Origin of the sequence: Lachnoanaerobaculum saburreum DSM 3986 (assembly GCF_000185385.1) — a bacterium.
Taxonomy (GTDB): domain Bacteria; phylum Bacillota; class Clostridia; order Lachnospirales; family Lachnospiraceae; genus Lachnoanaerobaculum; species Lachnoanaerobaculum saburreum.
In genome coordinates this window covers 253,438-266,212 of sequence record NZ_GL622296.1, presented here as the reverse complement: position 1 = coordinate 266,212, position 12,775 = coordinate 253,438, and the positions used below count along the sequence as shown (strand labels likewise).

Below are 12,775 nucleotides of genomic sequence, written 5' to 3'. Positions count from 1 at the left end.
TTAAGCTTTTTTTATCGGTATCCAAAGCTCCATCTTATACTCAGGGCTGTGCATATCTCCTTCATAGTAGTACTCAAAATCCGGACTTCCTGAATGTATATAACCATGTTCAGGGAAAAACACTTCCATTACATACTTCCAACCTTTATGAATACACTCAGGCACACTTCCGTTCAGTTCTACAACCGCATATTCCGCTTCTTTTACTTTAATGATATCCAATCCCATACTTTCAGCTTTACCGATATCAGTAATAATATATCCTGCCATATAATTTATTGTGCCGGGATTTTCCACATCATAGCAAACACCGACACTCTTTCCTTCACCAAGTTTTGCTAATTCATCATGACTGTATTTTTTGTATAGCCTGTCCCATATATCAGGACATTCAGATGAATTGATATTTTGTTTACTTAATCCTGCAACCGTAAATGCTTCTTTTTTTTGAATCGTAATATTCATGCTTCTTCCTCCTCTTACACTTAGTGCCAATTGCACTCGTGAAACCAATTTGAACGGTTTTCCGTTTCTTACTTCTGAAGGAGTAGACTTATGAAAATTCTTAAACGCAGTTCCGAATGAATCTGATGACTCATACCCGAATCTTAATGCAATATCAATTATCTTCTCATGTGTATCTCTTAATCTGACAGCGGCTTCCGTTAATCTCCTGCTTCTCAAATATTCCGAAAGAGTTGTTTCAGTCAGAATAGAAAACAAACGGCTAAACATAGAATAAGAATATCCTGACAATTGAATTACCTTCCTTTCGTCTATCTCATCATCAAGAACTGTTTCAAGATAGTCAATCGTATTATTAAATGATTTTACTATATTCATTTTTTCCTCCTTCAGTTATAGTTTATTCATTTTTATTATCTTTTGCCCTCTAATATTTGTACAAAATTTAACGTTATGTCGTAATCGTTTTTTATATATAATATTTACTGTCCGTTTTATGTTTTGATTATTTCAGACAGTATAACTTAAAAAGCCGGCATTCCTATTCCGGCTAAAATCAGTATTCTATCTTTATATATAAATTTTCTTTTTTTGTATCCATAAACATCTTTTTCATTTCCAGTGTCGTATTTGTTCCGTCAATAAATCTAAGAATATATAAATATGCTTTACTTTCTTTAAAAGTTTTTTCATCAAATGTCTCACCGCCGACATATGCTTCAATCAGTTTTATATATCCGTTGTACATACTTTCCTTAATATAATCAGGTATATCCCTTATTCGACCGCCTATCTTCACAGATACTCTTTCAAATTCTTTCTTACCCGACTCCGCCAAATCCTTATCGGTATCTACACATTCTCTGATATATGTAATTCCGCCCGGCTCACTTTTATACTCCCTTTTTAAAATTTATAATTTCAACACATATATGTCAACCTATAAATTTTTTTAGTTGACATTAAGAAATATTTATAATATTATTCTCTTATGTTTTAATTAAATGATACCGGATTACTGTTTTTTAGACCGGTGTTAATTATATTTTTGAACAGGAGATTGTTATGTCAAAAAATATTTCCATAAATAGAATAGCTGTAATAGCCCTAATGGCGGCCGTTCTATGTATATTGTCGCCGGTTTCCATACCTATATTTATAAGTCCTGTACCTGTATCACTCGGTGTGCTGGCTGTATACCTGACAGCCTATGTACTTACACCGATTGATGCACTTATATCAGTGATAATCTTTATATTGCTTGGTGCACTGGGATTACCTGTATTCTCAGGATATTCAGGCGGTCTTGGCAAACTCCTTGGACCTACAGGCGGATATATCATAGGATTTATATTTACAGTGTATATAAGTTCACTGATTATTCACCTGAAAAAAGGTATTCTTTATGATGTAATCGGAATGGTGTTAGGTTTGGCTCTTTGTTACCTGCCCGGAACATTATGGTTCTCATATCAGCAGGGCAAGGGCTTCATTGCCTCATTGGCATTATGTGTTGTACCGTTTTTGATAGGAGATATTATAAAGATTTTTGTAGCATATATACTTGGGTCACAGATCAGTAAAAGACTGAATCACCTAAATCTGTAAATGAAAGAGGCTGTTGCCTTTAAGAATAATACTCTTAAGGCAACAGCCTCTTTTATCTGTCTCTATATCCTAAAGCCTGTTCCAAAACAATCTTTTCTTCCCTTGAAAGTACCTGTTCTGTCTGACCGTTTTCAACTATCCTTATATAATTAAAAGTAACTTCCCTGGAATGTATACTGTTTATTATATATCCCGAATTTCTATAATTCAAAATACAGAGTGCAAAACTAAGTTTCCCTCCCATTCCGTCAAATGCATCATATTTGAGTATACCAATTTTTTGATAACATTCTCTCTGTATCTTGTTCAGCTCTCTTATAGCCTCCCTGTTTAATTTATTCTCATTTTTTAAACTGCGAATATCCTTTCTCAAAAGGATTATAATATCCTCAAGGTTTCTCGCAGATCTTCCTGTCATGAAATTATCATATGATTTAAAAAGTCTTCTATATTTTATTCTATGCTTCATCATAGATATAAATAATATAAAATTAAAAACAGCTACAACCAGGATAAAGCAAAACAAAATCCTATTATCTATTGTAAAATTTATCATCGTATTACACTAACGTCTTAAAAATATCCATTATTCTGTCAAGCTCCACCTGTGAATAATATTCTATTTCTATTCTTCCTTTATTTTTATCTTTTTGATTTATATGTACCTTGGTACCAAGTACCCCTTGAATACTGTCCTCATACTCCTTATAGAACAATGACAAGTCTCTTACAGTATCTTCTTTAACTGATTCTGTCAACTCATCAAGTTCTACATTTTTCTTTTTTGATAGTGTCTTGGCTGCCTTTTCAGTATCTCTGACACTGAGACTTCTCTTCATTATATCAAGTGCCAAAAGCTCTCTTTTGCCCTCATCCTCCAGACTAAGCAGTGCTCTTGCATGACCTGATGAAATCTTACCGTCAATCATATATTGTTGAATATTCTTGCTAAGTTTTAGAAGTCTAAGTGAATTGGTAATGGTAGAGCGATTTTTTGACACCTTATCTGACAGTTCTTCCTGTGTCAGATTATATTCCTCTATAAGACTCTTATATGCAAGTGCCTCTTCAATAGGATTCAAATCTGTCCTTTGTATATTCTCTATAATAGCAATCTCCTTAGCCTTTTGGTCATCATAGTCTCTTACAACTACCGGAACTTCAGAAAGTCCTGCCGCCTGTGCAGCCCTCCAACGTCTTTCACCCGCCACTATTTCATATCTGTTACCTATCTTCTTTACTATAATAGGCTGCAACACTCCATACTGTTTTACTGATTTTGTTAGCTCATCAAGGCTATCCTTGTCAAACATTTTTCTTGGCTGATTTCTATTTGGCTCTACTAATGAAATCTTTACCATCAATTCGCCAGTTTTTTTGCTTGTATTGTCTTCTATATTCTTATCCACTGCCTCGTCAATAGCTGTATTGGTTCCATTTATATTTCTAAGAAGAGCATCTGCGCCCTTTCCAAGTGCCATTCTTTTTGCCATTTTTACCTCCCGCTCTTACTTAGTACTTCGGATGCCAACATTCTATATGCCTGTGCTCCTGTTGAAGTAGTATCATATTCTGTTATCGGCATTCCAAAACTTGGAGCCTCCGCCAACTTTACATTTCTGGGTATTATAGTTTCAAATATATTTTCATTAGATATAACACTCTTTACGCCTTCTATAACCTGTCCGCTCAGGTTATTTCTGGCATCATACATAGTAAATACTATTCCCTCTATTTCTAATGTAGGATTCAATCTCTCTCTGATCAGATTTACAGTTCTAAGCATCTGATTAAGCCCCTCTAATGCATAGTATTCACACTGAATAGGTATTACTACACTGTCAGATGCCATAAAAGCATTGATAGTAAGAAGGCTGAGACTGGGAGGGCAGTCTATTATTATATAATCATACTCCTTGTATAATTCACTAATTTTCCTTCTCAATGTTCTTTCTCTATCTTCCAGCTCCAGAAGTTCTATCTCCGCACCTGATAAATCCACATTACTTGGTATTATATCTAAATTTTCCACCTCAGTATTCAGTATAGCATCATTTATATTTTCATCACCGATAATTACCTCATATATAGTTTTTGCAGTGTTCAGTTTGTCAATTCCAAGTCCACTTGAAAGGTTTCCCTGTGGGTCGAAGTCTATTGCCAATACACTCTGACCTGCTTCAGCCAAAGCAGCTGAAAGATTTACTGCGGTAGTAGTCTTACCTACACCACCTTTTTGATTTGCAAATGAAATAATTTTCGTCATAATATTATTCAAGCATTCTGCTTGTCCTTTCTGTTTTATGTTTTATGTTTCCTGTGAAACATCACTATAGATATATATTCAGAGCATTTAAAAACCCCTTATCATTTTCAATATGAGGATATTTATTTGAGTCATCAATAATCACTGTCTCTACAGCGGGATTAACCTTCATATACTTCCTCAATACCTTTGAAGCCTCTTTATTATGTTTACCTTCAAATATAACTATACTGTTATTTATCTGAGACAGTTCAAACTTTATATTTTTCTTTGTGTAGAAACAAACTATACTGGAATACAACGACCTTGGTGACAATCCCCTATGTGCCGCTTCATAACATTTATCCAGTATATCCTTTGTGAATCTATCTTTCCTATAGAAATCAGATCTGATATTGTAACTTATATTCCATCTGAACACTGCTATATTATACAGAAGATTTCCAAGTACAGACATACTCAAAATAGCCTTATATGTTCTGGCTCTTTTTCCCGGTATAAGCTGGCCTTTGTCCAGATTCTCAGGTGAAACCAATATTATCTTTTCAAATAATGTACTGTCATTATCACAGGCAGAAATAACAAATGCAGAGCTGTTTCCACTTGATATTACAGTAGTCCTTTTTCCTATTATTACCTTAATAAAATCACATATCAACTGTGCAAATATATGATTTGTATATGTCATAAACGGCTTTTCAGATAATCCACATCCCAACAAATCTATACTGTATACTGTATGTGACTCTGCCAATTTATCTCTTATCCTAAACCATTCTTCTGAAGATGCCGCTACATCCAGTGAATGAACCAACAGAACAGGATTTCCATGACCCTTTTTTCTATACTTGATATTACCAAATCTCCATTCAAATTCCTTTGTTGCTTCTTTTTCAAGGAGATTCTTTGATATAGCATGCATACTCATCATTTTATTTATCAGTGATACACCTATAAGTGTAGAAGATGATATCACCATGGCAGTTAAAATTTTTAAGTATTTTTTCACTGTTAAAACCCCTTATTTTACAGGACAATGCAAGCCTAAACTTGAAAATCCTAAATATTTATTTATATTCTATCATACTAATATTTTCTAATCAATGAATTAAAAGTTAATATTTCAATGTTTCACATGAAACATTGAAATATTAACTTTTAAGCCGAACAAATTATTTATACGTCTATGAAATTACATTCCAAACCATAAAATGCTAAGCTATACCTAAGTTTTTATCAATATAGCTTATAATGATTATAAAAAATAAAGTTGCACTTTAAAATACATATTATAAAGATACTATATTATAGAAGATATCTCTTTTGCAACTGATAATAAAGAACGCGGATACAACAGTTTTACTTGGATATTTATATGATATATTTTTTCTGCATTAATAACAAATAAAATCTGTATAAAATCATAAGGCTATATGAATAATTAAATACTTATATCAAATATATAAGTAAAAATACTACCATTATTATACGAGTATAAAATCTATTATAAAGCAATCTGAAATATAAGCATTCCATATTATGAAATATAAATTTAATTATTCCCGCTTTGTGAAACTCTCAACTCTAATATACTATTAATAAATATATTTTTTACTCCTTAGCATTTTAACACTACAAGCTTATATCTCTCTGATATCTAAATACTTATAACTATAAAGACAAACAATAACATATCAATATTACTAAAAATAATCCTGATAAAGAGCCAAAACAACGCAATCAAAAATAACATAGAATCAACACAAAGATTATTCAAAAAAATTCTGTAACCTTATAAAAATCATATATAAAAAGCCCTATAGATGATGTTTCACGTAAAACATTACTATAGAGCTTTTATTGTCATTGTTTCATGTGAAACATGAGATTTATATGTTTTACGTGAAACAGTAGTTCTTCTATATTTTACGTGAAACATTAACTTTTTACTGTTTTACGTGAAACATTAGTTTCTAGATGTTTTATATGAAACAGTAGTTCTTCTATGTTTTACGTGAAACATAGAGTTTTTTACATTTCATGTGGAACATCAGTTTCTAGATGTTTCACATGAAACATTAGTTTTTCTATGTTTCATGTGAAACATCTATCTTATAGGCTCTTTAGTTGGTAGACCGGCTTTTCTTGGATACTTACTTGCAGTAGGTTTTACCTTCTTTATATCCAGTAAAATTCTTTCTCCATATTCTGCCAGTTTAAACTTGATAGAATCACTTATTTCCCCACCTAATACCTGTATTGCCTTCTTGGCATCATTTACTTCTACATCAAATCCCTTTGATTTGTATGATACAAAGCTGCCGCCGACTTTTACAAGTGGTAGGCAATATTCACTTAACGAAGCCAGATTTGCTACCGCTCTGGATACGCATATGTCAAATTTCTCTCTATATTTTTTATCTTTTGCTATATTCTCAGCTCTTGAGTGTATTGAAGTTACATTCTTTAATTCAAGTGCTTCACAGACCTCCTGTATAAATTTTACTCTTTTATTCAGGCTGTCTATCAAATCAAGTCTAAGGTTTGGGAATGCTATAGCCAGCGGTATACCGGGGAAGCCTGCACCTGTACCAAGATCTGCTACACTATATTCCCTTTCTCCGATATCCTTTACCAACTTTTCAATAGCAATACTGTCTATAAAATGTTTATATGTGCATTCTCTTATATCTGTAATAGATGTAAGATTCATCACCTTATTCTTCTCAATCAAAATTTTATAGAACCTATATAGTTTTTCCTTCTTCTCATCAGAAAGTACAGTATCTAATATATTACTCTCAGATAAGTACTTATCCATATCATTATACATCTCTTTTCTCCTTATAGGTTTCCAGATATACAAGTAATACTGTTATATCTGCCGGCGATACTCCTGATATTCTTGAGGCCTGACCGACAGAGCTTGGTCTTACTTTACCAAGCTTTTGTACCGCCTCAATCCTTAGACTGTTCACCTTGCTGTAATCTATATCAGGCGGAATCTTTTTATTCTCAAGCTTTTTGAACTGCTTTACCTGCGATTCCTGCCGCTTTATATAACCCTCATATTTTATATTTATATTCACCTGATCTCTGACATCTTTTCTTAATTTTTTTCTGTCATCATCCAACTCTGCTGTAAGATCATAGTTCAACTCAGGTCTCCTTATAAGTTCCGCCAGATTTGCCGATGTTTGAAGTGGAGTAGAGCCGTTTCTTACAAGGAAATCCTGTACCTTTGATGTAGCACCTATATGTATATTTTTCAGTCTTTCTACTTCATTTGCTATCTGCTTTTCTTTTTCTAAAAGACTGTTATATCTCTTCTCAGATATAAGTCCTACTTTATATCCTATCTTTGTCAGTCTGAGATCTGCATTATCCTGTCTTAGAAGCAATCTATATTCCGATCTGGATGTCATCATTCTATATGGCTCATGACTCTCTTTGGTAACCAGATCATCTATCAACACTCCTATATATCCCTGATCTCTGCCTATTATTACAGGTTCTCGTCCCAGCACTTTCATAGCCGCATTTATTCCTGCCATCAGTCCCTGCACTGCGGCTTCCTCATATCCTGAACTTCCATTGAATTGTCCTGCGGCAAACAACCCCTCCAAGTTTCTAAACTCTAAGCTGTCCTTTAACTGTCTGGCATCAATACAATCATATTCTATAGCATAACCATTTCTTACAATATTTGCATTCTCAAAACCTTTTATACTTCTTATCATTTTGTCCTGTACGTCCTCAGGGAGTGAACTTGACAGTCCGGACAGATACATCTCATTGGTATAAAGACCTTCCGGCTCTACAAATATCTGATGTCTGTCTTTATCAGGGAACTTCACTACCTTATCCTCTATAGACGGACAATATCTTGGTCCTGTACCCTTTATAGCACCTGAGAACAGCGGTGATCTGTCTATATTTTCTCTTATTATCTCATGAGTATATTCATTGGTATAGGCAAGATAACATTTTACCTGTTCTTTCTGTACACTGTCAGGATCTGTCTCAAAGGAAAACGGTACCACAGGATTATCACCATATTGTTCTTGCATTACAGTGTAGTCTATACTCCTGCCGTCCACTCTGGCTGGAGTACCTGTTTTAAATCTGTTTAAAGATATTCCCACATCAGAAAGTGAATCTGAAAGATGATTTGCCGACTTTAATCCGTTAGGTCCTGTATACTCGGCAACTTCACCGTATATACATCTCGCATTTAAATACGTGCCTGTCGCAAGTACTACAGCCTTGGCATAATACTTACCGCCTGATATACTCTCAACTCCTCTACATATATTATCTTCGATGATCAGCTTTGTAATCTCTTTTTGACAAATGGTCAAATTCGGAGTATTTTCAAGTGTCTTTCGCATTTGCTTAGAGTATTCCTGTTTATCCGCCTGTGCTCTAAGTGAGTGTACCGCAGGCCCCTTTGAAGCATTAAGCATCTTTGACTGGATAAAAGTCTTGTCTATACATTTACCCATTTCACCGCCAAGTGCATCAAGCTCCTTTACCAAATGACCTTTTGAACTGCCTCCTATATTCGGATTACAAGGCATCATGGCTATAGAATCTGCACTTACTGTAAAAATAATTGTCTTAAGTCCAAGCCTTGCACTTGCCAGAGCCGCCTCACATCCTGCATGACCTGCTCCGACTACTACAATATCATATTTTTTTTCTATTATCATAAAACTTCCTTCTATCTATTTTCCCATACAAAACTTGGAAAATATCTCATTCACCACATCATCATCCACTGTCTCCCCAATAATTTCACCAAGTGCTTCATACGCATTTAGCAGATCTATTGTAAAGAAATCCTCTTCATAACCCTCTTCAATACTTGAAAGACACATATCAAGTGACTCCATTGCCTCATTTATTATTTCCTGATGTCTGATATTGGTTATTATAATCTGGTCATTGAAATTTATCTCATTTGAAATAAATTTAGACTTAATCATATTTTCAAGCTCATCCAAACCTGTATTGTCCTTAGCTGAAAATATTATTACATCCTTATCACTGTACTTTCTTATATCATCCACACTTACTTTCAATTCCTTATCCGACTTATTAATAAGTATTATAGCCTGTTTGTCTTTCACACTTTCAAACAGACTTATATCCTCACTGTCAAGAGGCAAAAGCCCGTCTATTACTACCAGATTCAAATCTGCGTTGTTACTTGCCTCTATAGCTTTCTTCACACCTATGCTTTCCACCACATCATCTGTTTCTCTGATACCGGCTGTATCTGTAATATTCAAACTGATACCTGAGAGCTTAATGTTCTCAGTTAAGGTATCTCTGGTAGTACCTGCTATATCTGTTACTATAGCTCTGTCGGTTCTTGACAGTAGGTTTAAGATAGAAGATTTTCCTGCATTAGGCTTTCCTATAATGACGGTATTTATACCTTCTCTTATAATGCTGCCTTCTTTGAATGACTTCTGCAAATATTCTATTCCGCCAAGCAACTTCTTTACAATCTTTTTTAGCTTTGCACTGTATCCATCCAATGAATAATGCTCAGGGTCATCCAGTGCGGCCTCTATAAAAGCTATCTGCTCCAAAATCTTGGCTCTGATTTTTTTTATACTTTCAGTCAAAGCACCGCTTAGCTGTCTGATACCGGCTTTAAGAGCCAGATCATTTTTTGCCTCTATTATATCTATTACAGCCTCTGCCTGACTTAAATCCATCTTACCGTTTAAAAAGGCCCTCTTTGTAAACTCTCCCGGAAGTGCCATCCTTGCACCGCAGCTTAATACTGCATGAAGCACCTTTTCCAAAATAAGTATTCCTCCATGGCAGTTTATCTCCACTGTATCCTCACCTGTAAAGGTTCTTGGTGCCTTCATAAGCATCACAAGCACTTCATCTATTATCTCATCTCCAAAATATACATGACCGTAGTTTATAGTATGTGAATTTACTTCTCTTAGGCTTTTGTTTCCACTGTATATCTTATCAGCTATTCCTATTGCATCTTCACCGCTGATCCTTACTATCCCTATTCCACTTTCACCAAGCGCTGTTGCTATAGCAGCAATAGTATCTGTTTTTTTCATATTCCTCCATAATAATACTAAAAGAGAGCCATCAATAACTATGTTATCAACAGCCCTCTTTCACAAGACCGGTTTTTATTGTATTTCCCTTTTAGGGCTTCTTTTATTTTGTTTAAAACTTTTCTTCGGATAGACTGTAATATGCCTGAAAGGCTCTTCGCCCACACTCTTTGTTGACACCATATTGTCACTCTGTAATGCCGCATGAATGATTCTTCTTTCATACGCATTCATAGGCTCCAGCTCTGTAAATCTGCCTGTTTTCTTTACCTTGGATGCTATATTCTTTGCAAGCAGCTCAAGCTTTTCTTTTCTCTTTTTTCTGTAGTTCTCAGTATCAAGCTTGATTCTTATATAGTTTTCACTGCTCTTATTCACCACAAGACTTAAAATATACTGCAATGAATCAAGCGTCTGACCTCTTTTCCCAATCAATACACCTAAGTCCTCTTCACTCTCTATCACTATAGAAAGCTCATTTGTTTTAAATGAGAAATTATAATTTGCATGTGCCGGCAAATTCATAGCATTAAATAAATCTTTCAAAAAGCTGTCTGCTTCACCTCTAACAGCCTCCAACTCATCATTAGTGAGTATCTTCTTAGCAAAACTTTCATCATTATCTTCACCATAGAACTTAGTGTACTCATCTACAGGTGCTGTGAGCTTTTCTTCAACACTTTCTTTAACTACAGAAGTCTCTTTAACTGCCGCCTTTTCTGTCTTAAACTCTTTCTTTTCAACTACAGACTCTTTTTTAAAAACCTCTTTATTTTCTGTATCCTTCTTTTCAATAGGAGATTTTTGTAACTTCTCAGGTGACTTGGATGTTACATTACCGGATGCAGCCTTAACTACAGTTGCAGTCTTTTTCTTTACAGTTACCTTCAGTGTCCATGGCCTCACACCAATGATTCCCAAAAATCCGTTTGTACCTCTCTCAATAATCTCAATATCTACATTATCGCTGGTGGTCCCAAGTTCTATCAAGGCCTTTGTCAAAGCTTCATCATAATTTCTTGCTGAAACTCTAGCACTATCCATCTCATTCCTCCTATTTATTTTTCTTAGAATTCTGCTTCTCGTTGTACTTTGCTACCATATTCGCTTTAGAAGCAAGTGATCCCGGCTTTGCATCCTTATTATAATATTCAGTAGAATCCTTTAGATTCTTTACATTCACTTCATGCCTCTTTGCTTTATTTTCCTTTTCCTGCTTTTCAATCTCATCCATATGCTTTGCATTCTCAATTACCTTCTTATTGGCACTGAGTGCCGGAAGACCCTGTTTTGCTCTTTTTGCATTTTGCTTTGCAAGATTATTTTCAACTAATTTATCGATATCCATATCTTTTAACTGATAATTAACCAAAAGCTGAATAATTGTTCTTGCAAGTGCAGAGGCAATCCAATATATACCGATACCCGCAGGAAGAGTGAAGCAGAAGAATACAGACATAAGCGGCATCACAGTATTCATACTCTGCATCTGCTTTGCCATATCGCTTTCATTTCCCGAACTCTGCGGTTGATTGACCGTCATCACTTTGGTAGATAAAAACTGTGTAACACCGGCAAGTATCGGAATGATCCAGGCGATATTTATATGGTTCATTCCCTGCCATGGTGCTACAGACAGGTCAATTCCTAAAAATGAGTTCATCTGCTTGATAAGAGGAACACTTGTATTTAAAACATCGTTCATACTTGGGAAGGTTTCACCAAGCTTAGTCCACTTCTCAGGTGTAAACTTATATAATAAATCTATAACCTTATTTGTAATTGTATAATCGTTGCTCTCTACAGGAAGTCTGACCGCCTTTGCCATGTCACTGATTTTATTTATGTAATCAGGCTGTTGCATAAGTGAATTGGCTACATTCTCAAAAACTCCACGAACACTTGTAACATATGCCGGAATTCTATATATGACCTGATATAGACCAAACAGTATAGGCATCTGTATAAGAAGCGGAAGACAACCACCGGTCATACTTGTACCATACTTACTGTATACCGCTCTGGTCTCAGCATTCATCTTCATTGCCGACTCATTATCTGTTTTGCCCTTGTACTTATCCTGTATAGCCTTTATCTCCGGCTGAATTACAGTCATAAGTTTCTGAGATTTTTGCTGTTTTATGGTCAACGGAATCATTATAACATTTATCACTATTGTAAATACAATAATTGCGATACCGATATTTGTTATTCCTATATCAAATATCAGATTCATTATGAATCCAAGTATTTCAGCAAACCAACCTATAATAGGCGTACTTGACTTTGTTAATAGTACAATGTCCAAGCTAATACCTCCAATATTTATTAGATTTTC

Annotated in this window: 12 protein-coding genes; 1 reads left to right on the top strand and 11 read right to left on the bottom strand. The window is 34.8% G+C overall.

The genetic code is table 11. The features are described 5' to 3' along the window. On the bottom strand, nt 1-843 hold the full coding sequence (locus HMPREF0381_RS01315; RefSeq protein WP_008750050.1) for an AraC family transcriptional regulator: 843 nt from the start codon (nt 841-843) through the stop codon (nt 1-3). Between the two features lie 178 nt (nt 844-1,021). After that, nucleotides 1,022-1,303, bottom strand: coding sequence for a hypothetical protein (locus tag HMPREF0381_RS01310; RefSeq protein ID WP_008750049.1), 282 nt, complete (start codon nt 1,301-1,303; stop codon nt 1,022-1,024). 227 nt (nt 1,304-1,530) lie between these two features. Here HMPREF0381_RS01310 and HMPREF0381_RS01305 point away from each other — a divergent pair, with 227 nt between their 5' ends. Continuing rightward, nucleotides 1,531-2,073, top strand: a complete 543-nt coding sequence (locus HMPREF0381_RS01305) for a biotin transporter BioY (RefSeq protein WP_008750048.1) — start codon at nt 1,531-1,533, stop codon at nt 2,071-2,073. Between the two features lie 52 nt (nt 2,074-2,125). Here the strand turns inward: HMPREF0381_RS01305 and HMPREF0381_RS01300 are convergent, their stop codons facing one another. The 9 genes from HMPREF0381_RS01300 to HMPREF0381_RS01260 form a co-directional block, all read right to left on the bottom strand. Then, nucleotides 2,126-2,629: a DUF4446 family protein gene (locus tag HMPREF0381_RS01300; protein WP_008750047.1), complete on the bottom strand. Its 504-nt coding sequence runs from the start codon at nt 2,627-2,629 to the stop codon at nt 2,126-2,128. 4 nt (nt 2,630-2,633) lie between these two features. Then, on the bottom strand, nt 2,634-3,566 hold the full coding sequence (locus tag HMPREF0381_RS01295) for a ParB/RepB/Spo0J family partition protein (protein WP_008750046.1): 933 nt from the start codon (nt 3,564-3,566) through the stop codon (nt 2,634-2,636). Between the two features lie 2 nt (nt 3,567-3,568). Beyond that, the gene (locus tag HMPREF0381_RS01290) at nt 3,569-4,339 is read right to left on the bottom strand and encodes a ParA family protein (protein WP_034772902.1); all 771 of its coding nucleotides are present in this window, start codon (nt 4,337-4,339) and stop codon (nt 3,569-3,571) included. Between the two features lie 64 nt (nt 4,340-4,403). Next, nucleotides 4,404-5,348 (bottom strand): alpha/beta fold hydrolase, encoded by a 945-nt coding sequence (locus HMPREF0381_RS01285; protein WP_008750044.1) that lies wholly within the window; start codon nt 5,346-5,348, stop codon nt 4,404-4,406. A gap of 1,098 nt (nt 5,349-6,446) precedes the next feature. Continuing rightward, nucleotides 6,447-7,172, bottom strand: a complete 726-nt coding sequence (gene rsmG / locus HMPREF0381_RS01280) for a 16S rRNA (guanine(527)-N(7))-methyltransferase RsmG (protein ID WP_008750042.1) — start codon at nt 7,170-7,172, stop codon at nt 6,447-6,449. Next, nucleotides 7,165-9,051: a tRNA uridine-5-carboxymethylaminomethyl(34) synthesis enzyme MnmG gene (mnmG, locus tag HMPREF0381_RS01275; protein ID WP_008750041.1), complete on the bottom strand. Its 1,887-nt coding sequence runs from the start codon at nt 9,049-9,051 to the stop codon at nt 7,165-7,167. The genes rsmG and mnmG overlap by 8 nt, the downstream gene beginning before the upstream one ends. Nucleotides 9,052-9,066: 15 nt before the next feature. Further along, nucleotides 9,067-10,437 (bottom strand): tRNA uridine-5-carboxymethylaminomethyl(34) synthesis GTPase MnmE, encoded by a 1,371-nt coding sequence (mnmE, locus tag HMPREF0381_RS01270; protein ID WP_008750040.1) that lies wholly within the window; start codon nt 10,435-10,437, stop codon nt 9,067-9,069. A gap of 75 nt (nt 10,438-10,512) precedes the next feature. Continuing rightward, nucleotides 10,513-11,481, bottom strand: a complete 969-nt coding sequence (jag, locus tag HMPREF0381_RS01265) for an RNA-binding cell elongation regulator Jag/EloR (RefSeq protein WP_008750039.1) — start codon at nt 11,479-11,481, stop codon at nt 10,513-10,515. A 10-nt stretch (nt 11,482-11,491) separates the two neighbouring features. Next, nucleotides 11,492-12,745 carry a YidC/Oxa1 family membrane protein insertase gene (locus HMPREF0381_RS01260; RefSeq protein ID WP_008750038.1) on the bottom strand — a complete coding sequence of 418 codons (1,254 nt, stop codon included), beginning with the start codon at nt 12,743-12,745 and terminating at the stop codon, nt 11,492-11,494. Between the last annotated feature and the right edge of the window lie 30 nt (nt 12,746-12,775).